20 protein-coding genes are annotated in these 23,968 nt (G+C 65.0%); 5 read left to right on the top strand and 15 right to left on the bottom strand.

The window, feature by feature from the left end; translation table 11 throughout:
• The first annotated feature begins 3 nt into the window (after positions 1-3).
• The 4 genes from F3W81_RS08015 to F3W81_RS08000 are packed head-to-tail and all read left to right on the top strand — an operon-like array spanning position 4 to position 4,560.
• Entirely contained in the window at positions 4-1,185 is a 1,182-nt protein-coding gene (locus F3W81_RS08015; RefSeq protein WP_193083085.1) for an amidohydrolase family protein, read from the top strand.
• Entirely contained in the window at positions 1,185-2,615 is a 1,431-nt protein-coding gene (locus F3W81_RS08010; RefSeq protein ID WP_193083084.1) for a chlorohydrolase family protein, read from the top strand. The genes F3W81_RS08015 and F3W81_RS08010 overlap by 1 nt, the downstream gene beginning before the upstream one ends.
• Positions 2,612-3,580: an ABC transporter ATP-binding protein gene (locus tag F3W81_RS08005; RefSeq protein ID WP_193083083.1), complete on the top strand. Its 969-nt coding sequence runs from the start codon at positions 2,612-2,614 to the stop codon at positions 3,578-3,580. The genes F3W81_RS08010 and F3W81_RS08005 overlap by 4 nt, the downstream gene beginning before the upstream one ends.
• A complete protein-coding gene (locus tag F3W81_RS08000; protein WP_193083082.1) occupies positions 3,577-4,560 on the top strand; it encodes an ABC transporter ATP-binding protein in 984 nt (327 codons plus the stop codon). The genes F3W81_RS08005 and F3W81_RS08000 overlap by 4 nt, the downstream gene beginning before the upstream one ends.
• A gap of 544 nt (positions 4,561-5,104) precedes the next feature.
• On the opposite strand, the gene F3W81_RS07995 is transcribed toward F3W81_RS08000, so the two are convergent.
• The 6 genes from F3W81_RS07995 to kdpF form a co-directional block, all read right to left on the bottom strand.
• Entirely contained in the window at positions 5,105-5,791 is a 687-nt protein-coding gene (locus tag F3W81_RS07995; RefSeq protein ID WP_193083081.1) for a response regulator, read from the bottom strand.
• Positions 5,788-8,448 carry a sensor histidine kinase gene (locus F3W81_RS07990; protein WP_193083080.1) on the bottom strand — a complete coding sequence of 887 codons (2,661 nt, stop codon included), beginning with the start codon at positions 8,446-8,448 and terminating at the stop codon, positions 5,788-5,790. The genes F3W81_RS07995 and F3W81_RS07990 overlap by 4 nt, the downstream gene beginning before the upstream one ends.
• A complete protein-coding gene (locus F3W81_RS07985) occupies positions 8,449-8,997 on the bottom strand; it encodes a potassium-transporting ATPase subunit C (RefSeq protein ID WP_193083079.1) in 549 nt (182 codons plus the stop codon).
• 12 nt (positions 8,998-9,009) lie between these two features.
• Positions 9,010-10,680: a potassium-transporting ATPase subunit KdpA gene (gene kdpA / locus F3W81_RS07980; protein WP_193083078.1), complete on the bottom strand. Its 1,671-nt coding sequence runs from the start codon at positions 10,678-10,680 to the stop codon at positions 9,010-9,012.
• A 65-nt stretch (positions 10,681-10,745) separates the two neighbouring features.
• Positions 10,746-12,770, bottom strand: coding sequence for a potassium-transporting ATPase subunit KdpB (gene kdpB, locus F3W81_RS07975; protein ID WP_193083077.1), 2,025 nt, complete (start codon positions 12,768-12,770; stop codon positions 10,746-10,748).
• A 10-nt stretch (positions 12,771-12,780) separates the two neighbouring features.
• Positions 12,781-12,870 (bottom strand): K(+)-transporting ATPase subunit F, encoded by a 90-nt coding sequence (gene kdpF / locus F3W81_RS07970; protein ID WP_193083076.1) that lies wholly within the window; start codon positions 12,868-12,870, stop codon positions 12,781-12,783.
• A gap of 171 nt (positions 12,871-13,041) precedes the next feature.
• On the opposite strand from kdpF, the gene F3W81_RS07965 reads away from it, so the two are divergent.
• A complete protein-coding gene (locus tag F3W81_RS07965) occupies positions 13,042-13,281 on the top strand; it encodes a hypothetical protein (protein ID WP_193083075.1) in 240 nt (79 codons plus the stop codon).
• A 9-nt stretch (positions 13,282-13,290) separates the two neighbouring features.
• Here F3W81_RS07965 and F3W81_RS07960 read toward each other — a convergent pair whose 3' ends face one another.
• From F3W81_RS07960 to F3W81_RS07920, 9 genes are all read right to left on the bottom strand, one after another.
• Positions 13,291-13,971 (bottom strand): spermidine synthase, encoded by a 681-nt coding sequence (locus F3W81_RS07960; protein ID WP_193083074.1) that lies wholly within the window; start codon positions 13,969-13,971, stop codon positions 13,291-13,293.
• Positions 13,972-14,042: 71 nt separating this feature from the next.
• On the bottom strand, positions 14,043-16,067 hold the full coding sequence (locus F3W81_RS07955) for a hypothetical protein (RefSeq protein WP_193083073.1): 2,025 nt from the start codon (positions 16,065-16,067) through the stop codon (positions 14,043-14,045).
• The gene (locus F3W81_RS07950; RefSeq protein ID WP_193083072.1) at positions 16,067-17,293 is read right to left on the bottom strand and encodes an ATP-grasp domain-containing protein; all 1,227 of its coding nucleotides are present in this window, start codon (positions 17,291-17,293) and stop codon (positions 16,067-16,069) included. Before F3W81_RS07950 ends, F3W81_RS07955 begins: the two co-directional genes overlap by 1 nt.
• 260 nt (positions 17,294-17,553) lie before the next feature.
• Positions 17,554-17,733: a hypothetical protein gene (locus F3W81_RS07945; RefSeq protein ID WP_193083071.1), complete on the bottom strand. Its 180-nt coding sequence runs from the start codon at positions 17,731-17,733 to the stop codon at positions 17,554-17,556.
• 171 nt (positions 17,734-17,904) lie between these two features.
• Positions 17,905-19,119, bottom strand: coding sequence for a PQQ-dependent sugar dehydrogenase (locus F3W81_RS07940; protein WP_226941908.1), 1,215 nt, complete (start codon positions 19,117-19,119; stop codon positions 17,905-17,907).
• Between the two features lie 120 nt (positions 19,120-19,239).
• Entirely contained in the window at positions 19,240-20,607 is a 1,368-nt protein-coding gene (locus F3W81_RS07935; RefSeq protein ID WP_193083070.1) for an FAD-dependent oxidoreductase, read from the bottom strand.
• A 175-nt stretch (positions 20,608-20,782) separates the two neighbouring features.
• Positions 20,783-22,324, bottom strand: a complete 1,542-nt coding sequence (locus F3W81_RS07930; RefSeq protein ID WP_193083069.1) for a tripartite tricarboxylate transporter permease — start codon at positions 22,322-22,324, stop codon at positions 20,783-20,785.
• 12 nt (positions 22,325-22,336) lie between these two features.
• Positions 22,337-22,768, bottom strand: coding sequence for a tripartite tricarboxylate transporter TctB family protein (locus tag F3W81_RS07925; RefSeq protein ID WP_193083068.1), 432 nt, complete (start codon positions 22,766-22,768; stop codon positions 22,337-22,339).
• A gap of 93 nt (positions 22,769-22,861) precedes the next feature.
• Complete coding sequence (locus tag F3W81_RS07920; RefSeq protein WP_193083067.1) at positions 22,862-23,851, bottom strand: Bug family tripartite tricarboxylate transporter substrate binding protein; 990 nt, start codon at positions 23,849-23,851, stop codon at positions 22,862-22,864.
• Between the last annotated feature and the right edge of the window lie 117 nt (positions 23,852-23,968).

Here is a 23,968-nt window from a genome sequence, read left to right as displayed (position 1 = left end):
GAAATGACCTCCAAAACCCTGAAAAACGTCCGTCCCATGGGCGCCACCGCCACCGACCTGCACATCACCGATGGCCGTTTTACGGCCACCGCCGCGCCGGGGGCCGAGGTCATCGACTGCGGCGGCCGCATCCTGATCCCCGGTCTGGTCGAGGCGCATACCCACCTCGACAAATCCCTGCTGGGCCTGCCGTGGTATCGCAACGAGGTCGGCCCACGTCTGATCGACAAGATCAACAACGAGCGTGAGGTGAAGATCGCTCTGGGCCTTGATCCGCAGGTGCAAAGCGAACGCCACGCGATCCTCGCCATCTCCAAGGGCTGCACCCAGATCCGCAGCCACGTCGACGTCGACACCCACCACGGGCTGGCGGGGATCGAGGGCGTCATGGCCACACGCGAAAAACTCGCCGGTATGATCGACATCGAAATCGTCGCCTTTCCGCAGTCCGGCATGATGACCCGCCCCGGCACTGTCGCGCTGATGGACGAAGCGCTGTCGATGGGCGCCGAACTGGTCGGCGGCATCGATCCCTGCGGGATGGAGCATGACCCCAAAGGCCACCTCGACGCGATCTTTGGGCTGGCGGAAAAGCACGGCAAGCCGCTGGACATCCACCTGCACGAACGCGACGCGCTCGGCTGGTTCTCGATGGAGGAGATCTTGGATCGCACCATCGCTTTGGGCATGCAGGGCAAGGTCTCGATCAGCCACGCCTTCTGTCTTGGCGCCGTGGATCGCGCCTATGTCGCTGGCCTGCATGAAAAACTGGCGGAAAACCGCATCCATATCCTGACCACCGCGCCTGCCTCTGCCCCCGTGCCCGCGGTCAAGGAACTGGCGGCTTACGGCATCCTGACCGGCGCGGGCTGCGACGGCATCCGCGACACATGGGGGCCCTATGGCAATTCCGACATGCTGGAACGCGCCATGTTCATCGGGTTGCGCAACAACCTGCGCCGCGATGATGAGGTGGAACTGGCGCTCGACATTTGCACCTATGGCGGCGCGGCGATCATGGAAACCGAAGGCTACGGCCTCGACATCGGCTGCCACGCCGACTGCGTTCTGGTCGAGGGCGAGACCCTGGCCGAAGCCGTCGCCACCCACGCGCCGCGCAAACTGGTGCTGAAGGGCGGCCAGGTCACCGCCCGCGACGGCACCTGCGTGATCGAGGCACCCTGATGGCCCCGCGCACCCTTCTGTCCGCCCGCTGGGTGATCGGCCACGCCAATGGTAACCACGTCGTGCACGAAAACGGCGTGGTGGTGATCGAAGGGGGCGCGATCCTGCATGTCGGCCGTGGCTTTGACGGCGAGGTCGCGCAGCGCATCGACTACGGTCAGGCAGTGATTTCCCCCGGTTTCATCGACCTCGACGCGCTCTCGGACCTCGACACCACGATCCTTGGGTTCGACAACGCCCCCGCCTGGCAAAAAGGCCGCGTCTGGCCCGAAACCTACGTCGCCCGCGGCCCGTATGAGATGTATGCGCCCGAAGAACTGGCCTTTCAAAAGCGCTACGCCTTCGCGCAGCTGATCCGCAATGGCATCACAACGGCGCTGCCGATTGCGTCCTTGTTCTACCGCGAATGGGGTGAAACGGTCGCCGAATTCGACGCCGCCGCAGCCGCCGCCGAGGCGCTTGGCCTGCGCGTCTACCTCGGCCCCGCCTACCGAACCGGCGGGCAAGTCACGGATACGTCGGGGAATATCCGCGCGATCTACGACGAACCCCGTGGCCTCGCCGGGCTGGAAGACGCCGCCGCCTTCGCCGCCCGCATCGACGGCACCGCGCAGGGCCGCATCCGCGCCATGTTCGCCCCCGACCGGATCGAGACCTGCACCGAACCCCTGCTGCAACGCACCGCTGCGATGGCTTCGGAGATGGGGGCACCGGTCCGCCAGCACTGCTGCCAATCCCCGACCGAGCTGCGGCTGGTGCAGGAGCAGCACGGCTGTACCCCCATCGAGTGGCTCGCCAAGATCGGCGCGCTTCATCAGAACTGGCTGCTGCCCCACGGCACCCACGCAGCCGCGCGGGACTTCGACCTGATCGCAGGGGCAGGGGCCACGCTGGTCCATTGCCCGCTGGTTTCCGCCCGCCACGGCAGCGCGCTGAACAGCTTTGCCAAGGTCCGCGCGCGCGGCATCAACATCGGCCTCGGCACCGATACCCATCCCGCCGACATGATCCTGAACATGCAGATCGGCCTGATGATGGCCCGCGCCGCAGGCGACACGATCCGATCCGAGGCGCTGTTCGATGCCGCAACGCTCGGCGGCGCGCAGGCGCTGAACCGCCCCGATCTTGGCCGCCTGATGTCCGGCGCCCGCGCCGACATCACCGTCATCGACCTGTCCCAAACCCTGCAAACCCCGGACCCCGTGCAGACCCTGATGACCTCGGCCAGCAGCCGCGACGTGCGCGACGTCTGGATCGACGGGCGCCGCGTCATGACCGACGGCCAGATCCCCGGCGTTGACGAAGCCGCCGACGCCACCCGCGCGCAATCCCAGTTCGACGGGCTGATCGCGAAATACCCCGAACGCACCGCCAATCACCCCCCCGTCACCGACATTTTCCGCCCCAGCTACCCCCGGAGCCCCGCATGACCGACACCGTTCTGGACGTGCGCAATCTGCGCGTCGAATTCCCCACCCGCCACGGCACGCTGACCGCCGTCGACGATATCTCTCTGACGATCAAACGCGGCGAAATCCTTGGCATCGTTGGGGAATCCGGCGCGGGCAAGTCGATGACCGGCATGGCGATCCTGGGGCTGCTGGAGCCGCCGGGACGCATCGCCTCCGGCTCCATCCATCTATCGGGCGACCGTATCGACGCGCTGGACGACCGCGCCATGCAGTCCATCCGTGGCCGGCGCATCGGCGCGATCTTCCAGGACCCACTGACGTCGCTCAACCCGCTGTTCCGCGTCGGCGACCAGCTGGTCGAAACCATCCGGCTGCACACCGACCTCACGAAATCGCAGGCCCGCACCCGCGCAAAGGATCTGATGCGCGAGGTCGGCATCCCCGCCGTCGACGAACGCATCGACAACTACCCGCACCAGTTCAGCGGCGGGATGCGCCAGCGTATCGTCATCGCCCTCGCGCTCTGTGCGGAACCCGAGCTGATCGTCGCGGATGAACCCACAACCGCGCTCGACGTCTCCATTCAGGCGCAGATCACCGCGCTGCTGAAACGGCTCTGCCGCGACCGTGGCACGGCGGTCATGCTGGTCACCCACGACATGGGCGTCATCGCCGAAACCGCCGACCGGGTTGCCGTGATGTACGCCGGGCGTCTGGCGGAACTGGGCGCGGTCGAGGACGTCGTGCGCCGCCCGCAGCACCCCTATACCGTCGGGCTGATGGGCTCGATCCCCAGCTTGCGCAAGGATGTCGCCGAATTGCAGATGATCCCCGGGTCGATGCCGCGCCTGAATGCCATCCCGCAGGGGTGCGCCTTCAACCCGCGCTGCACCCACGCGGGGCCGAAATGCCGCCGCGATCAACCGCGCATCGACAGCGCCGGCGCCGCCTGCTGGCTGGCCCTGGAAGGAGCAACCGCATGAATATCCGCCCCAACGCCATCCTCGAAGTCGACGCGCTGGAGCGCCGTTTCGACGTCTCCGCGCCCTGGCTGAACCGCATGATCGAAGGCAAGCCGCGCCGCACCCTGCGCGCCGTCGATGGCGTCGACTTCGTGATCCAGCGCGGCCAGACCCTGGCGCTGGTCGGCGAATCCGGCTGCGGCAAATCCACTATTGCCAAGCTGGTGACCGGGCTGCACCCGCCCTCGGGTGGCAAGATCCGCTTCAACGGCGACCCGGACCGCATGCAGATGATCTTTCAGGACCCGTTTGCCAGCCTGAACCCGCGCTGGCGGGTCGGGCGCATCATCGCCGAACCGCTGCGCACCCTACGCCCTGAAACCCCGGCGGAAAGGGTCGCGGCCCGTGTCGATGAGCTGTTGCGCACCGTCGGCCTTGCCGCGGCGGACGGGCTGAAATTCCCCCATGAATTCAGCGGCGGTCAGCGTCAGCGGATCTCGATCGCGCGGGCGCTGGCGGGCGAGCCGGAGTTCCTGGTTTGTGACGAGCCGACCTCGGCGCTGGATGTCTCGGTACAGGCGCAGGTGCTCAACCTGATGAAAAAGCTGCAGAAAGACATGGGGCTGACGTATCTCTTCATCTCCCATGACCTCAGCGTCGTGCGCCACATGGCCGATGTCATCGCGGTGATGTACCTTGGCAGGATCGTCGAAATCCAGCCTACGGCAGACCTGTTCGCCAGCCCGCTGCACCCCTACACGCGGCTGCTGCTGGACACGATCCCCGACCTTGACGCGCCCAAACGCGACCGTGCCCCGATGGGAGGAGAGGTTCCTTCTCCGGTCTCGCCGCCCTCTGGATGCAGCTTTCACCCACGCTGCCCGCTGGCGTTTGATCGCTGCAAACGCGAACGCCCTGAACGGCGCGCCCAGGTTCATGAGAGGCGCGTCGCCTGTTTCGCCGCTGAAGCGACAAGTACGGGAGAAACCACCGACACATGACCCCTCCTTTCCGCGCCAGTGATGTTTGGGAAAGCCCCCTAGACCGTAAGCGGCGCGAGATAACGCGAGCGCCACTTTAGACGTGCCACAACTTTCTGGCAGGCGTATTCAACCTGAACTGGAGGGGCTTCAAAGGCGTTGATGCCGCTCAGGCGAGGCTCCTTTAGTCGGCGGCTGTTCTGTTTGTGAGGATCGCAGCCTGAAACTGCCCTCCGCCGGTGCAGCGTGATGTCCCTGGCGACGGTTGCCATCCCGCCCGATATGGCTTCAATGGATGTCCCCAGCCAATAGGTCCATCATCTGCGCGAATATGCCCTTGCCGTGCTACCGCTTCCAGAGCGCCATGTACCCATCGTGTTTCACAAGCCTACCACGACAGAGCAAGCCATTACGATTGATGAAGATAATCTCGCTCTGTCCACATCGGACGTGCGAGAAAGCTCAGACCTTTTCACGGCTCGGTTTCCGAGCGGCGAAGCACTTCGTTCGGCTAAAAAAATCTGTCCAGACTTTAGCGCAAATTGTCGCCAGACCTATGCACTCCTCACTCCTGATCGACCAGCCTGTAGCCGACCCCGGGTTCGTTGATCAGCAAGCGCGGGTCTCCGGGGTCCTTTTCCAATTTTGCCCGCAGGCTGCGAATGGCCACGCGCAGATACTCGACGCTCTCGACATGCGCCGGGCCCCAGACGGTGCCCAGCAGATGCGCATGGGTCAGTACCTTGCCCGCATTGCCCGCCAGCAGTTCCAGCAGAGCGAACTCCTTCGGTGTCAGTTTCACCGGCACGCCATCCCGGGTGACGCTATGCGCGTCGAGATCAATTCGCAATGCGCCCGTGGCAATCTTGCCCGACACGCCGCTTTGCGCAGCGCGCCGCCTCAGACAGGAACGCACGCGCGCCAAAAGCTCATCTGTATCAAAGGGTTTGGTGACATAGTCATCGGCGCCAAGGTCCAGCGCAGCGACCTTTTCCTCCGTCTGTTCGCGCGCGGTCAGGATGATCACCGAGAGGCCTGCATCGCGCAAAGGGCCGATCAGCTCCAGCCCGTCGCGATCCGGAAGCCCCAGATCCAGCAGCGCCAGATCACAGCCCGCGGCCTTTCGCAGGCCAGCCGCGCCGGTCTCGGCGATGTCTGAATCATAGCCGCCCCGGGTCAGCGCGGCCTGCACCAGACGGCGGATGGCAAGCTCATCCTCGACCACCAGAATTCTGGGCTTGGTGCGTGTCATATGGCGTCCCCTTCCACATCCGCGACAATGGCGCCGGGCGGGAAGGCGATGGTGAACCGTGCACCACCGCCGCCTGCATTCGACGCGCGGACCTCAAGCCCCATGGCATCGGCGAAACCCTTGACGATGGCAAGGCCGAGGCCGGCGCCCCCCGTGCGATCCGACCCCATGCCGCGAAAAAACCGCTCAAAGACGATCTTCTCGGCGCCCTCTGGCAGGCCCGCGCCATGGTCGCGCACACTCAGCGCCATCCAGCCAAGTCGGCGCTTGGCGAAGATCTCGATCGGCTGGTCGGGGGCTGAGTACTTGTTGGCATTGTCGACAAGGTTCAGCAGCGCATGCTGCAACAGAACCGGGTCGGCGCGCAGCAGGGGCAGGTTGGCATCGACATCGACAATCACCTTACGGTCCTGCAACAGGCCGCGCAGATCGTGCAGCGTGCCGCGCACCACGTCGGTCAGATCAATGGGTTGCAGGTTGACGCGCACCGCGCCCTCCTCGATCCGCGTGACATCCAGCAAATCGCCGAGAAAACTGTTGAGCCGGCGCGCCTCGGTCCGGATTGCGCGCACCAGCGCGCCGTCTGGATCATTGCCCGGCTCCAGCGCCTCGGCGGCCGCGATCACGCCCGTCAGCGGGGTGCGAAGATCGTGGCTGAGCGAGGCAAGCAAGGCCGCGCGCAGGCTGTCGCGTTCGCGGGTGGCGCGCAGATCGCTCATGTCGTTTTCCAGCTTCAGCCGCTCATGGGCCAGCGCCGCCTGATCGACCAGACTGGCGGCGAGGCTGGCCTGGTCGGCAGGGATCGGCTTCGAACCATCGGGGCGGCGCAACGCCAGCACCCCCAGCACGCCAAGGCCCGTGCGCAGCGGGCGGAACTGCCAGGCGCTGGCGGTCAGGGTATTGGTGCCGACGCCCGTTGCCTCGCCCTTGTCGAGCGCCCATTTTGCGGCGGCCCTGTCGGTAAAGTTCAGCGTCAGTGCGGCGGGTTCGCTGGCGGTGATGATCACGCCATCCGGGCCACGCGCCAGCATCATCGCCTCGACCGACAGCAAGCCTGCGACCTCCTCGCAGACCGTGCGGCCCGTGGCCTCTGCATCCGAGAGGGCGCCGAGGCGGGCGGCAAACCGGGCAAGGGCCGCGTTTTCGCGCGCGCTCTTGGCACTCATCCGGGCGGCGACACGCAGACGTACCGCCAGCTGGCTGGTCACCAGACCGACGGCGATCAGGATGAACACGGTCACGACGTTGCGCGGATCGTAGATGTTGAAGGTCAGCACCGGGGGCAGGAACAGAAAGTTGTAGAGCGTCCCCGCCATCAGCGCCGAGACGATGCTGGGCCAGCGCCCGAACAGCAATGCCGAGACCATGACCGGCACCAGAAACAGCAGGTCGATCCCCTGATAGCCGAACCATGCCTCGGTGATCTTGCCGAGAAAGGCCGTGATCCCAACCAGTGAGGCCGCCCCGAGAAGCCCAAAGGCCAGGTCGTCCGGAAGCGATTTGACCGGGCGCACGGCGCGCCCGCGCGCAGGCATCGGGATGACGTGGATCGCGACGTCGCGCCCGGATTTCAGCAGGTCGTTCACCACAGACCCATGCCAGAGCTGAAACCAGCGGCTGCGATTGCTCTTGCCGATCACCAGTTGTGTGGCGCGCATCTCTGCGACCTGCTCGATCAGCACCTCGGAGACGGTGCTGCCGGGCACACTGACCAGCGTCGCCCCCAGTTCCGCCGCCAACGCCAGGTTGCGCCCGACGCGGCGGCGCTGTCCTTCACTGAAGCCGCCCTCCCGCGGGGTTTCGACATGCACCGCCGTCCAGGGCGCGCGCAGGGCGTCGGCCAGCCGTTTTGCGGCGCGCACGATGGCCGCAGACCCCGGCTCCTCGCTGACGGCGACCAGCACACGCTCGCCTGCCGCCCAGGTGCCCGTGACACCACTGGCGCGCAGCTGGTCCAGCATCTGCTGATCGACCGCCTGCGCCGCCCGCCGCAGCGCAAGTTCGCGCAGGGCCGAGAGCTTGGTCTTGGTGAAGAAGTTCTCCAGTGCCCTCCCTGCTTCTTGCGGCAGATAGATCTTGCCCTCTTTCAGGCGGGTGATCAGGTCGTCGGGGGACAGGTCGATGACCTCGATATCGGCGTCCTCGAACACCCGATCCGGCACGGTTTCGCGCACCCTTACCTGAGTGAACCCGCCGACGACATCGTTGAGGCTTTCCAGATGCTGGATGTTGACCGTGGTCCAGACATCGATCCCGGCGTCGCGCAACTCGTCGATGTCCTGCCAGCGTTTGGGGTGGCGCGATCCGGCACTGTTGGTATGGGCGAGCTCATCCACCAGCACCAGCGCGGGGGCACGCCCTAGGATCGCGTCGAGGTCCATCTCTGTCAGGTGCTGGCCGCGATAGGGGACACTGCGGCGCGGGATCAGCTCCAACGGTGCCAGCAGCGCTTCGGTTTCCGCGCGGCCATGGGTTTCGACGACGCCAATGACGACATCCACCCCCGCGGCCAGCTTCTCCGCCCCTTTCGAGAGCATCTCGTAGGTCTTCCCGACCCCCGGCGCGGCCCCGAGAAAGATCTTCAGGGCACCGCGGGATTCGCGGGCAGCCTCGCGTAGCAAGGCATCAGGAGAGGGGCGGGGATCGGCGTCGCTCATTCAGGCCCCCGCATCCAGCGCCAGGTTCAGTTCCAGCACGTTGACGATCCGGTCCTGGGTCAACGGGCCGCCGGGGGCAAAGGCGAGACGGGTGATCAGGCCTCGCACAGAGTCCTCATCCATCCCACGGGCCTTGGCAACGCGGGGCACCTGAAACAGCGCCCCCGCCAGCGAGATATGCGGATCGAGGCCCGCGCCGGAAGCGGTGACCAGATCTGCGGGGATCGGAGCGTCGACGCCATAGGCTGCGATGATCGCCTTGGCTCGCGTGGCGATTTCGGGGTTTGCCGGCGACAGGTTGGACCCACCCGCCGCCGCTGCGTCATAGTTCACCGCCGAGGGGCGGGGCCAGACATAGCGCGGATCACTGAAACCCTGCGCCACCAGACGGCTGCCGACCACCTGACCCGAGGCATCGGCCACCAGCGAGCCATCAGCGGTCGCAGGCGTCACAGCCTGCGCTACCCCCAGGATCACCCCGGTATATCCGACGACACACAGACCCATCGAGGCTACCACCACACGCAGAGAGGAAACAAGAATGTTCATGTTCGTTATCCTTCAGAATGGCGCTCGGCGCACCTGGGAAAAGTGATCGGCAAGCGGGCCGAGGGCGGCGGCAGGCAGGAAGGTCAGCGCACCGAAGATCACGACGGTGATCACCAGCATGGTGCCAAATGTCGCGTCCTCGACCCCCAGCGTCCCGGCGCTTTGCGCCGCGCGGCGCTTGGCCATGAACGAACCGACGATGGCCAGCGGCAGGATGATCGGCACATAGCGGCCCAGCAGCATCACGAGGCCGGTGGCGATGTTCCAGGCCACGGTATTGTCGCCCAGCCCCTCGAAGCCCGAGCCATTGTTGGCGCTGGCCGAGGAGAACTCGTACAGGATCTCGGAAAACCCATGCGCGCCGGGGTTCAGCGTACTGCCTTGACCCCAGCTGGTGGCCGCGAACAGCGCCGTGCCGCCAAGGATCAGCAGCGAGTGGAAGAAGAGCACCATCACGGCCAGCTTGACCTCGCGCGCCTCGACCCGGTGGCCGAGATATTCCGGCGTGCGCCCGACCATCATCCCCGCGACAAATACCGCGACGATGATATAGACGAACATGTTGATCATGCCGACGCCAACACCGCCGAAGGTCGCGTTCAACCACATCCTGATCATCGGCATCAGCCCGGTCAGCGGGTTGAGGCTGTCATGCATCGCGCCCACAGATCCGTTCGAAGTCGACGAGGTCAGCACCGCCCAGAGCGGGCCTGTTGTGGCGCCCAGACGCAACTCCTTGCCCTCAAGGTTGCCGATGGTCTGCGCAACCGGAAGATCGCGCAGGGCGAAGGTCGGCACACTTTCAAACCAGACCGACCCGGCGATCTTGGCGATCAGAAACAGCACCATGACGGAAAAAATTACTGCCGCGTGGCGGGGCCGCCCGATGATGCGGCCGAACATCCAGACGCAGGCCATGGGGATCAGGATGATCGCGATCATCGACACAAGGTTGGTCCAGAAGCTGGGATTTTCCAGCGGATGTGTCGCGTTCGGGCCGAAGAACCCACCGCCATTGGTGCCCAGCTGCTTGATCGCCAGAAACGCCGCGACCGGGCCGCGCGCGATGGTCTGGCTCGCGCCCTCCAGCGTGAGTGCCTTTGCCGCGCCCTGCAGGGTCATCGGCACGCCCATCAGCGCCATGTAGAGACCCACGATCAGCGCCAGCGGCAGCAACACCAGGACAGTTGCCCGCTGCACATCGATCAGGAAATGCCCCATGTTGCCACGCCCCGCGATCCCCCGGGCCAATGCCGTCAGCGCCGCGATCCCCGTCGCCGCCGAGACGAACTGCAACCACATCAGCGCCGCCAGTTGCGACAGGTAGCTCATCGAGACTTCACCCGAATAGTGCTGCAGGTTGGTGTTGGTGGTGAAGGAGGCGGTGGTGTTGAACACCAGATCGGCGCTCAGCGCGCCTTTCGCATCGGGGTTCAGCGGCAGGACCTGCTGCAAGGCCAGAAGGGCAAAGCAGACGGCGAACATCAAAAGGTTGAACACCAGCAGCGAGGTCACATAACCGCGCCAACCCTGAGTGCCGCGCGCGCCAGAAATACGGGTGAAAAGCGCCGTGGGGCCGCGACCCTCGGCCGGGTCCATCGCCCAGGCCATGTACTGGCCCAGTGGCCATGACAGCAGTGCCGTTGTGCCAACGACGAGTGTGACGAGAAAGAGTGCGTCCATTTCGGACCTCCTCAGGGGGATAGGATCAGCCGCGCGCCTGAGCGGCGGCAATGGGGATCAGCGGGTCAGGCCAGACCGAGGGCGCCGACGGCAAGGTCGATCACCTTGATGCCGACGAAGGGAACGATCAGGCCGCCCACGCCATAGAGGGTGAGGTTGCCGATCAGCTGCCGTGCGGCGCTGCGGGGTTTGTAGGGCACGCCGCGCAGGGCCAGCGGCACCAGGAACGGAATGATCAGCGCGTTGAAGATCACCGCCGACAGGATCGCGCTTTGGGGGCTGTTCAGGCCCATCACGTTCAACGCGCCGAGACCGGGATAGAGCGCGACAAAGATCGCGGGCAGGATGGCAAAGTACTTGGCCACGTCATTGGCGATGCTGAAGGTGGTCAGCGCGCCGCGCGTCATCAGCAGCTGCTTGCCCAGACCGACGATCTCGATCAGCTTGGTCGGGTTGTTGTCGAGGTCGACCATATTGCCCGCCTCGCGCGCGGCCTGCGTGCCGGTGTTCATCGCCACGCCGACATCCGATTGCGCAAGGGCAGGCGCGTCGTTGGTGCCATCGCCGCACATCGCGACAAGGCGTCCCCCGGATTGCTCCTTGCGGATCAGCTCCAGCTTGTCTTCGGGCGTGGCCTCGGCGAGGAAGTCATCGACCCCGGATTCAGCGGCGATTGCTGCGGCCGTCAGGGGGTTGTCGCCGGTGATCATCACCGTGCGGATGCCCATGTGGCGCAGCTCGGCAAAGCGCTCCTTGATCCCGGCCTTGATGATGTCCTTGAGGTGGATCGCCCCCAGCAGGCGTGTGCCGTCACTGACCGCCAGTGGCGTGCCGCCCTCACGGGCAATCCGGTCGGTCACGCTGCGCAGGGCCTGCGTGGCGCGGGCGTCAAAGTCGTGCAGTTTCAGCAGCGCATCGACCGCTCCCTTGCGGATCGAGCGGCCATCGGCGTCGATCCCCGACACGCGGGTCTGGGCGGTGAACTGCACCACCTCTGCGTCAGTCGGGGCGGTCGCCTCCATGCCTTGCGCGCGGGCAAGGGCGACGATGGAGCGGCCCTCGGGAGTCTCATCGGCAAGGCTCGCCAGCATTGCGGCCTCGACCAGATCGCCCTGCGCCACACCGGGCAGGGCGACGAATTCGCTCGCCTGACGGTCGCCCAGCGTGATGGTGCCGGTCTTGTCAAGCAGCAGCACGTCGATATCGCCCGCCGCTTCAACAGCGCGGCCCGACTTGGCCAGCACGTTGAAACGCACCAGACGGTCCATGCCCGCGATGCCGATGGCCGACAGCAGAGCCGAGATCGTCGTCGGGATCAGCGCCACGAACAGCGCCACCAGCACCGGCACCGGGATCGACTGCCCGGCATAGGCGGTAAAGGCGGGCAGGGTGCCAACCGCTATCAGGAAGATCAGCGTCAGCCCGGTCAGCAGAATGGTCAGCGCCACCTCGTTCGGGGTCTTGGCGCGCGCCGCGCCCTCAACCAAAGCGATCATCCGGTCGAGAAAGCCCTGACCCGGCTCCACCGTCACCCTGACGGTGATCTGGTCGGAAATCACCCGCGTGCCGGCGGTCACGGCGGATCTGTCGCCACCCGCCTCGCGAATGACCGGAGCACTTTCGCCCGTGATCGCGGCCTCGTTGACCGAGGCGACACCCTGCACCACCTCGCCGTCGGCCGGGATCAGGTCGCCCATCTCGACCAGCACCAGATCGCCTGCGCGCAGGGTACTGGCGGCGACGATCTCATGGCTGGCACCGCTGAGCTTCTTGCCCATCAGCTCGGCCTTGGTGGAGCGCAGGGCCGCAGCCTGGGCCTTGCCACGCCCCTCGGCCAGCGCCTCGGCAAAGTTGCCGAACAGCACCGTCAGCCACAGCCAGAACACCAGCTGCGCCTGAAAGCCGACATCGCCCGCGCCGGTCATGGCCGAGTGGAGCGCCAGAACCGTGGCCAGCAACGCCACAACGGCGGTCGTGAACATCACCGGGTTGCGGTACAATTGCCGCGGGTCCAGCTTGCGTACAGCATCTCGGCAAGCAGGCACCAGCAGCGCCGGGGTGAACAGGGATTTTGAGGAGGTCTCGCTCATCTCCGCCTCCTCAGAACCGTTCCGGGCGGGCCAGAACGGCCAGCAGGTAGACGGCAAGCCCGGCGGCCACGATGGCACCGAGAACAAGATCGAAGGTCATGGCAAATGCCTTGTGCTAAAGATCCCCAAGGGGACCGGTCACAGGCTGTTTGCCAGTGAACCGCATAAAGGCGCGCGGTGGAACCGCGGGGCAGAGCGTAAAGAATGCATAAAGTCTGGCGCGACCCTGCTAGGGTGCGGCGACACAATCCGTTCGGACAGGCAGGGCTCCATGGCGCATATCAACAAGGTGATCCGGTCGGTCAATCTGGATGGTGAGACCATCTGCGTTGATATTTTCCTACGGCCTGACGGCACTTACGGGTTCGACGAGTTTCGCCGCGATCCCGAAGACGGGCGCGGCTGGTACAGCATCGGCCACCATGGCGCGACAGAGTTTGCCACGGCAGAGGATGCTCTCAGTGCGGCCCGGGACACCGTGGTCTGGCTGAATGACACTCTGCCGGGGTAACGCCGGCGCCTATTTGCTGGCGCGCACCGCCGTCCAGATCGTGTGCTTGGGACCGCGTTTGGAGCGCCCTGCGCGCACGCTATGTTCCAAGACGTCGAACCCGCAGCGCTGCAACCGCCTTGCAAAGCTGTCATCCGGCTCTGCCGACCAGACCGAGAGAACGCCACCGATGCTCAGCGCGCGGCGGGCGTTTTTCAGGCCGGTGTTGGAATAGAGCGCATCGTTGTCAGTGCGTGTCAGGCCGTCGGGCCCGTTGTCGACGTCCAGCAGGATCGCATCAAACGCCCCTTCGGAGGCGCGAATTTCGGCCCCGACATCGCCCGTGCGCACCTCGACACGCGGGTCCGACAGGCAGTCTGCAAAGACTGTTGCCATATGCCCGTGCGCCCAGCCGATCAGCTCGGGGACGATTTCGGACACGACCAGCTTGGCGTCCTTGGGCGCAACGGCTTGCGTGGCGCGCAGGGTGAAACCCATGCCGAGGCCACCAATCAGCACCCGGGGGGCGGGCCGCGCGCTCAGCCGTTCCAGAGCAAAGGTGGCCAGCGCCTCCTCAGATCCGCCGAGGCGGCTGTTCATCAGCTCGTTGCCGCCTTCGAGCCGGATCGAGTATTCATCGCCACGCCGGAACAGGTGCAGCCGGTCGCCCTGCGGTGCAACCGCAGTGGCCAGTTCGATCCAAGGCAGCATGGTGGACTCCTGTCGTCACGTTTCGACAGCGGCCTACAGGATCTTGGCGCGCAGGTGAAGGCGTCCGCGCCTCAGCCCTCCACCTCGGGCAGCCGATCTGCCGCCCAACTGGACACCGCCTGCGCGTGGATCGGAGCAAGCGCTTCTTCGGGCACGTCATCCGCCGCGCCAGTGCTGCGCAAAGGATCGTCGTGAAAGAGGTAAACGCGCGACAGGAACTGCCCGAACTCCAGCGAGCCCTCGCCGTAGCGTTCACCATTGCCGCTGGTCGAGACGACAACGCCGCCGCCCCAGTCCTGACCGCTGTCGTTGTTGGGGTTGTAGAAATAGACGCGCATCACCCCCGCCTGATCCTCGCTGACGCGCAGGATCGCGATGGCGTGCCAGCCGACGAAGTGCTCGTTCGGATCGGTCACGGCGATGCCGGCGGGCTGCGGGTGGCTGACCGGGCGATCCCCGTTGTGATGCGGGTGATAGGTCGCAAAGAAGCGGCGCAGAAAGCGGTCATAGTGCGACAGCTTTCCCGTCGCGACATCCACCGCCACGGCGCAGTCGCGCGACACCCACCAGCCATGGAACTGCGGATTGATCCAGCGGTGCGGATCGCCCTCGCGCCCAATGCAGAGGCGGCCCATCTCGGCATAGATACGGTCGAGGTGCGACACCAACAGCACCGACACCGGATCGGCATCAATCGGCCCCAGCCCGGCCAGACCGGCAGGCAGATCAGAGGAGTTGATTGGCACCCCCTCGAACTGCATCAGCACGGCGTCGAACTCGGAGGCCTGGGTGATCAGATGCAGCAGGAAATCCGGCTCGATCAGTGCCCACATGGAAATCGCGCGGGCCGACTGACAGGTCGGGTTCGCCCCCTGACCAACGCCGAGCGGCTGACCGATGACCTGCAAGATACCCGCCAGCAAATGCGTCTCGGGCGGGACAGCCTCGCCAAAGCCCAGCATCAGCCGTTCCCGTGCAGCGCCCTGCACCTTTTGCTGTAGGGCGCGGTTCAGGGCAGGGACCATGGGCGCGTGATGCAGCACGCCGCGCTCCAGCAGCATCGTCAGACCATAGGCGGCCTGCGGTGTGGCTGGGGTAACGGCGGTGCGGATCAGATCCTCGATCAGGCGCCGGTAGTGACGCCAGCAATCCAGACCCGTCGTGCCGAGGCCAAGGGCCTCGGGCACCAGAGGCCGGTCGCCATAATCCAGCGCCCAGACCAGAAAGGCGGCGTGGTAATCGCTGACGAGGCCGGTGTCGTGCATGGCGCGGGCAAACCCCATCGCCTCACGCGACAGGGCCGCCTCGTCGAAATGGCTGATCTGGTCGAGATAGGCCTCGACGCCGGGATCATAGAGCGAGGCAACGGTCGGGCCGAACAGCGCACTGACCAGCCGCTCCGCGCCCAGCCGTTCGCTGCCGGGCTCGGTACCCTTTTCATTCAGCGCGATGGCGATCTGCGCGATCATGTCCTTGGCCACGGCCACTTGGACCGAGCGTTGCTCCAGCAGCCGCCAGATCTCGGTCACCAGCACGCCCAGCACATCCGTCAGACCGATGTGGTCGGAGATGTAGTTCAGCAGCCGCCGCTTGACCGCTTGCCGGTCGCCAAGCGCGCGGCTCGCCTCGTCAGACTGCCCGAAAATATCCTTTAGGTTCAGTGCCATGACCTGCGTCAGGAAATGGCGCGCCATGTCCTTGTGCAGGTTCTCATGCCGTCCCTCACCATTGGCGACGGCCAGAAAACGCGCCAGACTGACCGCCTCCAACGCCACAAAAACCGGATCCTCGGAGACCAGAGTGCCGCCGACCAACTGTGGCAGCAGCGCCTCGGGACGGTCCCAGTCGGAGCCCGCAAAAATCCCCGCCGCATCCATGCGCGTTGCCTGTTCGCGGATCACATCCAGCCCGTCATCCGTCTGCAAAAGGCGGGCCGTGACGTCCAGCACGGCCCGTTGAAAGCGCAGCTTGGCAAAGGGGCGCGCACGCTCAAGCCGCTCAATCGCGACGTTGAGCGTGTCTGACAACCGGGCGATACGCGCCCGGCTGTCATTGCTGATCTCGCGGCCCTCTGGGGCCGTGCCTGAGGAGGTCATCAGATGTAGTAGTCCAGTTCTTCCTGTCGCTTCAGCAGGTCGCGCAGCTGATGCGCATCCTCGCCAAAGAAATACGCCAGGCCCCAGTGTGTCCCAAATGCGGAGCGTTTGGCGACCTTTTGTTCACGCGGATCGGCCAGCTCATGAAACTCGAAGTACGGATGGTTCGCCGTTTCCTCGGGGATCTCCAGACGGCTGACCACACGGCGGCGCGGATAGACACCGAAGCAGCCGGCATGGCCCTTGGCATCCTTGATCGGGGTTGGGAAGAAGGCGTCCAGCTCTTCCTGCGTGGTCTTGGGATCAAACGCCACCACAAGGCCCTGATAGCCGTTGAAGCCATAGGCACGCTCAATCAGTTCCAGCGCGTTGAACCCGGGCGGACGATAGGCGACCTCGCCAAAGTACAGGGTATTGTCGCTGGTCAGGAAGTATTCCGGGTGGATGAAGCCGAAGTCAATTTCGAAGGTCTCGATCAGTTTCTCGATCTGCTCGGTGATGCGGGCACGGTGCTGCTCCAACTCGGGCGTGGCGGGCACGAAGACCGAATAGCCGAGCGTGACATATTCCGAGATGTTCAGGAACTGGATCTTGCCGTTCTTGATCCAGGCCTCGACAGCGAATTCCCAACCATCCAGATGGCTCTCCAGCAGGGCGGGGAACTCATCATCGGGGATGTTGTCGACGTCTTCCGGCGTGCGGATCACCCGGTGCCCGGCGGTGCCGGACTTGTCGAAGGCCTTGAAGTGGATCGGGTCGTTGACGTCGCCGTCCAGCTTCAGCAGCGTCTGGTTGACCCGCTTGAGAAAGCGGATCACGTCGCCGCGGTCGTGCGCCTCTTCAAAGACACCGACGCGGATCCCGCCGAGCTGCGCGCGCCGCTTCATCAGCGATTTGTCGCGGAACAGCATCGCCTGACCCAGCAGACGCGGCTGGTCCAGAAGCACGGCGTTGATCGCCCCGGCCCATTCCACGGTTTCCTCAAAGATCGGGATCGCCACGTCGACGCCCATTTCCTTGAGCTGCTGCGCCAGCTCGTAGGAGCGTTCATTCAGGCGGTCGAAATCCCACGGCACGAAGGGAATGTCGTTCTGCACGCAATAGTCCTGCGCCCAGGGCGGTGCGACAACCACATAGCGACGGTCGAACTGGTCGACGGCATTGATGGCGTTGAGGCTCCAGCCCAGGATGGCGACATAGCCTTTGTCAGGGTTCTTCTCGGTCATTCTATAGTCCTTTCATCGGCAGGTTCTGGCGGATCGATTTCGGACGTCCCACCCTCTCGCGAACATATGAAAGTCCGGTGTCGGAGCTGATCGCCCCGGCGAGTATGGCCTGCATGTGTTTCATATCTTGAGGAAAATGGCCACCGCGTCGGCGCTATGCCCAGATGGCACGGGCCTTTCGTCAGGCGGTGGTGGGGAAGCGCCCGAACAGCTGCCCTGTCAAATCAGGGCACCAGATACGGGCATGAAAATGGCGCGCGTCAGATCTCGATCGCGGCCAGATCTGGCTGCGTGTTGCGCCTGACTGAGGTCAGCGGAGGATCGATCGGTCTGTGCGTTGAGGTCAGAAAAGGTGCGGGTGGGATGCTGTTGAACTGGCGCGCAGCTCTGCAAGATATCTTGCCCGGCGCAGGATCACCCACGTCGATCTGATCGTTCATGCTGCGCTGTGTTCGTAAGGATACTACCAAGTCAAACATCCTCCTTTGGTCGTTAACCTTGTGGCTTAAGGGTCAGAGGTCAACAGCTTGTCTGCCAAGCCCTTGATGTCAGGGCATAACAAAGCCCACCGAAGGCGTGGCTCCGGTGGGCTCGTGCAGGTCTTGGTCCGATCAGGAGGCCGGTGTCAGCCGCACCAGTGCACCGTTTTCGCCGTCCATCAGCAGCATCACCGCGCCGTCAGCGGCCTGATCCACGTCGCGCACCCGGCCTTGCCCTTGCAGATAGCGTGCCTCGCCTGTGACGCGCCCGTCCTCCAGCTCAAGCCGCACCAGCGCCTGACCGGCCAGCCCGCCGATCAGGGCGCTGCCCTGCCAGTCCGCGAACATCGCCCCATCGTAGAATACCATCCCAGAGGGCGCGATCACCGGGTCCCAATAATAGACCGGCTGCTCCATGCCTTCCTGCTCGGTCAGGCCCTGACCCATCGGGCGCCCGGAGTAATCCTCGCCGTAGGTGATCACCGGCCAGCCATAGTTCAGACCGGCCTGCGGACGGTTCAGCTCATCCCCGCCCTTTGGCCCATGCTCGACAGTCCAGAGCGCGCCGTCGGGGCCGAGTGCAGCCGATTGCAGGTTGCGGTGGCCATAGGACCATATCTCGGGCAGGCCACCGGGGATCTTCGGGTTGCCCTGCGCCGCGCCGCCCATAGGGTCGATACGCAGCACCTTGCCGAGGTGCGTGCCGACGTCCTGCGCCAGTTGACGCGGCTCGGGATTGGAGCGCTCTCCGGTGGTGACGAAAAGCGCGCCTTCGCCGTCAAAGACCAGACGCGAGCCGAAATGCTTGGTCGAATCCCAGGCAGGCTGCTGCTGGAAGATAATTTCAACCTCTTCAAGGCTTTGCTCATCGGCAGACAGCAGGCCGGTGGCGACGGCGGTGGCATTCTTGCCATTGCCGCGCGGTTCGGAAAAGCTCCACCAGAGGCGGCGCGTCTGCTCGAAATCATCGCGGATGGCGACGTCCAGCAGGCCACCCTGATCGCGCGAGTCGACCTCGGGAAGGCCCTTGATTGCGCCCGACACAGTGCCATCCGCCGCCACGATCCGCAGCCGTCCGGGGCGTTCCGTCACCAGCCAGCGCCCATCGGGCAGCTGGTCCATGCCCCAAGGGCTCTCGAGCTTCGAGGCGACGACCTGTCGGTTCAGGCTGATGTTGTCGGCAAGCACCGGGGCGCGGGTCTGGCCTTGGAACGCCGGGGACTGCCCTGCGGCATGTGGGGGCGCTGCGTTGAACTCCTGCGCGTAGGCGCCGAGCGGTAGAAGGATCAGGGCCGCGGCGCCAAGCGAGGCGAGGGGCGAAGGGCGGGGCATGGTCGGATTGCGCATCGGGCTATGTCCTCGTGAGGGGTAGTTTCTGGGCGATATCTTATTGCTGATACTAGTGTTTTCGCCGCGACTTTCCCTCACAGGTTGCACACGTTTTCGTTAGATTCCGCAAGCCAAACGCTAGTGGATCCTTGCGCCTTGCGACTGGATGATCTTCTGCACCGCCGCGATATCGACCTCGGGAAAGTCGCAATCGTGCTTCACCGCCCAGGCGGCGGCGACGCCCGCGCCCTGACCGGCCACCGCACAGCAGGCCATGTTGCGCGTGGCGGCATGGGCGATACGGTCTCCGCCGGTGGCGCGCCCTGCCACGATGAGGTGGCGCACCGATTTCGGCAGCATGGAGCGGTAGGGGATGTGCATGTAGCGCCCGGTCGTCGGCAGGATCAGCACGCCGTAACCATCGATGAACTCGGGATAAATCCCGATGCTGTCGTCAAAACGGGCCTGACCCCGCACGTCGGCCTCGGTCATGTTGTAGGCGGCATCGATCTTGCGGGTGTCGCGGATGCCGATGGACATGCCGAAGTTGCGCAGGCGCACGCCCTCGCATCCCGGCGTGTAGTGGCGCAGGGCATTGATGGCGTGCATCGCCTGTTTGCGGCCCTCGATTTCGAATCTTGTCATGCTGTCGGGGTCGGTGCCGTCGCAGCCCGCGAGGTGGACGAGGTTCATATAGGTCATCTCGCCCGAGTCGTGCACCGCGCCCCAGGTGCCGCCTATCGTGTTGAGATGAGAGGGAATTATCCCGTCGCGCAGGGCTTGTGCAAAGGGCTTGGCGAGGAAGGGAGAGAACATGTCGTCCTCTTTCGTGTCGGTCTCGACCTGCCATTCGCCGGTGGACCAATCCTTGTAGGTCTGCGGGTCGGCCTTGACGCCTGCCATGAACGCCGCCTTGTCGACCCCGGCGAGGTGGAACATCACACTTGCCGCCTGCATCTGCTCAACCGGGGTCTTCACCGTGGGCGCTCCGGCGCGCAGGGCGACGTCGGCGTCGCCGGTGGCGTCGATCACGCGTTTCGCCAGAATGGCCTCTCGGCCCGCCTTGGATTCGACGATGACGCCGCGGATCGTGTCGCCTTCCATGATCGGGGCGGCGAACTGGCGGTGCAGCATCGGGTGGATGCCAGCCTCCTCGACCAGAGCGTCGGCGACCAGTTTAAATCCTTCGCTATCAATCTCATAGCTGAGGGACTGGCTCTCAGGTGTGGCGGCGCCCATGGCCTTGGCGCGCTCCTCAAACTCCCATCCGATACCGCCGCCCTCAATGGTGGCCTCATGGCGATACCAGGCAAATCCCTCAACCCCGACGACGGTGATATTGCCGCCGAAACAGCCGAAACGCTCCAGCAAAGTCACGTCGACACCGCAGCGCGCGGCGGCCAGAGCGGCGGCCAGACCCCCGGGGCCGGAGCCTATGACCAGCACATCGGTCTGGTGCACGACGGGGGTCTGGCGGGCGGGTTCGGTGATCGAGAGTTGCGTCATCTGGGGCCTCTTTCGTCTGGAATAGGGCAGGTTTGGGCACAGGCTTGGGCGGCGCAGGGGCGGTTTGCAAGGCGTTTTTGGCGCAGGCAGGGCGGGCCAAAAAAGACACCCGCGCTGGTTTGCGCGGGTGTCGGTATTGCGTCGGTATCTGAACGGTAACTGAACGGTGCGAAAATCAGTCCGAAGTGGAGCCTTCGTGATCGCCTCGTTCGTGCATCTGGGCCTTGACCTTGCGGCCAATGATCAGCGGCAGGATGAAGCCGATGATGGCGATCGCCCAGAGGGTCAGCGCCAGCGGTGTGTCGACCAGCGTGAACCAGTCGCCGTTGTCGATGGTGATCGCGCGGCGCAGGTTGTTCTCCATCGAGTTGCCCAAGAGCGTGCCAAGGATGATCGGCACCAGCGGCACGTCGAACTTGCGCAGGATCCAGCCCAGCAGACCGAAGCCCACCATCACCAGCAGATCGAAGGACGACCCCGAGATGCCGTAGATCCCGACAAAGCTGATCATCGCCACCACCGGCATCAGGATGCGCGGCGGCACCATGAGGACGCGGGTGAACAGGCCGACCATGGGGATGTTCATCGCCAGCAGCATGAAGTTGGCGATGAACAGCGCCGCGATCAGGCCCCAGACCACATCGGGGTTCTGCGAGAACAGCAGCGGACCGGGCGTGATGTTGAGCGACAGCAGCACGGCCAGCAGCACCGCCGTGGTGCCCGACCCGGGCACTCCGAGCGCCAGCATCGGCACCAGCGCGCCACCGGCGGCGGCGTTGTTGCCGGCCTCAGGTGCGGCGACGCCACGCGGGTCGCCCTTGCCGAAGGTCTTGCCCTTGGGATCGACCAGACGCTTTTCCATCGAGTAGGAGATGAACGAGCCGAGCGAGGCCCCGGCACCGGGCAGCACGCCCGCCAGAAAGCCCAGCACGGTCGAGCGCAGCATCGTCGGCGTGGTTTGCTTCAGCATCGACATGGACGGGGTCAGGGGACCGACCTCGATCTTGGCCTTCTTGCCGTCGGCTTCGCCGTGGCGGTTCTCAAGGAAGATGAAGACCTCGGACAGGGCGAACAGGCCGACGATGGCGACGAGGAAGTCGAGACCGTCATAGAGGTGGACTTCGCCGAAGGTAAAGCGCGGCACGCCGGTCTGGGTGTCGACGCCGATCATCGCAAGGCCGAGGCCGAGCGCGGCGGCAAAGGCCGATTTCGCCTGGTTGGTCGAGGAGACGCCGCCGAGGGTCATGAAGGCCAGCGCGAAGAGGGCGAAGTATTCCGCCGGGCCGAACAGCAGGGCGATCTTGACCAGCTGCGGCGCGAGGAAGATCAGCCCCCAGGTGGCAAAGAACGAGCCGACAAAGGACGCGATGCCCGAGAGCGACAGCGCCTGACCGGCCATGCCCTTTTGCGCCATGGGATAGCCATCAAGGCAGGTCATCATCGCCGGTTCATCGCCGGGAATGTTCAGCAGGATCGACGAGATCCGCCCGCCGTACATCGCGCCGTAGTAGACCGAGGTCAGCAGGATCAGCGACGGCGTTGCGCCGAGACCCAGCGTGAAGGCCAGCGGGATCAGGATCGCCACGCCGTTCGACGGGCCGAGGCCGGGCAGGGCGCCCATGATGGTGCCGAGGAAACAGCCCAGCAGCGCCAGCAGCAGGTTCTGCCAGGTCAGCGCAATGGCGAACCCGTCAGCAAGTGAGGATAGAGTGTCCATTACAACGCCCCCTTAAAAGCCGAAAGGACCGCGCGCGAGCGACAGACCCAGCACGAGGTGAAAGATGATGTAGATGCCGAACGAGGTGCCCAGACCGGTCAGCACCGATCCGACAAGCCCCGAGCCCAGACGCCATGTCAGGTACGCGGCGGCAAAGATGGTGGCGATGATGAAACCGATCACCGGCAGCATCTCGGCATAAAGGATCATGACCACGGCGGCGGCCAGGATCTCGGTCAGGCGGCCAAGCGAGGGCCACTCCGGCGACGCATCGGGGCGCAGGATGATGGCGATGGAGGCGAGGCCGAGAACGGCGGCAATGATCAGCGGAAAGGCTTTGGGGCCCACGGCGTCGGACAGAAAGCTTTCCTCGATGGCCATGGCGGCAAAGGCAAAGCCGATAGCGATGAGAAGTCCGACAGCGCCAAAGATACGATCACTCATGAGGATCTCCTGGTGCGACAATTGGGAAGGGGGATGTGTGGAAAGGACGCCCCGAGGGGCGCCCTTGTTGGGGTCAGCCGAAAGGGGGGCCGATTACTTGATGATGCCGATCTCGCGCGAGATGTCCTGGATCTGCTGGACGGAGGCGGCGACGAATTCTTCGAATTCAGCGCCTTGCAGGTCGAGAGGGGCCAGACCGTTGGTCTTCATGATCTCTTTCCACTTGTCCGAAGCATAGAGCGTGCCGATCTTGGACACCCAGGCTTCGTAGGCCGCGTCGGACATGCCACCGGGCGCATAGAAGCCGCGCCAGTTGGCACCGATCGCCTCGACACCCTGTTCGCGGGCAGTCGGGAAGTCGGCGAATTCGCCCTCCAGACGCTCAGGCGACAGGACCGCCAGCACCTTGATGTCGCCGCTGTCGACGAAACCCTTGGCCTCGGAGAGATCGCCGGTGAAGGCCTGCACGGAGCCGGCCAGCAGCTGGGTGACAGCCTCGCCGCCGCCATCAAAGGCGATGTACTTGATCTTGCGCACGTCTTCGATGCCATAGGCGTTGGCGGCGATCAGCACCTTGAGGTGATCCCAGCCACCCACAGCCGAGCCACCGGCGACGGAAATCTTGGTGGGGTCGTTCTTGATGATCTCAAGCAGGGCGGGCAGGTCGGCGATGTCGCTGTCCTTGGCCACGGCGATGACGCCGTAATCCGCGCCGACCGAGGCCAGCCAGCGGACCTGGTCCATGGTGTTGCCCGGATAGGCCCCTTGTGCGAGGCGCGTGGCGGTCGCGGTCGAAGCGGCGACGATCAGGTCATTGTCGTCGTTGCGCTTGTTGACGACTTCGGCGAAGGCGACGCCGCCGCCGCCGCCGGCGAGGTTGACGACCTGCACGGTCTTGCTCAGCAAGCCTTCGTCCTGCAGCGATTTACCGACCTGACGGCAGGTGAAATCCCAGCCGCCACCGGGGTTGGCGGGGGCGATGCACTCGGGGTTCTCGGGGGTGAAGTCCTGTGCCAGAACGGCCAGGGGGAACGCGCCGAACAGAGCGGCCGCGACGGTGAGGCGGGTTGCCTTGAAAATCATGTGATAACTCCTCCAAGTCTGATTTCATCCGGGCCGTAGGGCCGCCCGGGGTCCGCAGCCAACGCACCGCACTTTGCAGGCTCCTCGCGAATGGCTATGAGCTATGAATAGTGCGAA

This window comes from Pseudooceanicola spongiae (assembly GCF_014899185.1).
Taxonomy (GTDB): Bacteria; Pseudomonadota; Alphaproteobacteria; order Rhodobacterales; family Rhodobacteraceae; genus Pseudooceanicola; species Pseudooceanicola spongiae.
This window is presented reverse-complemented; position numbering and strand designations above follow the sequence as displayed.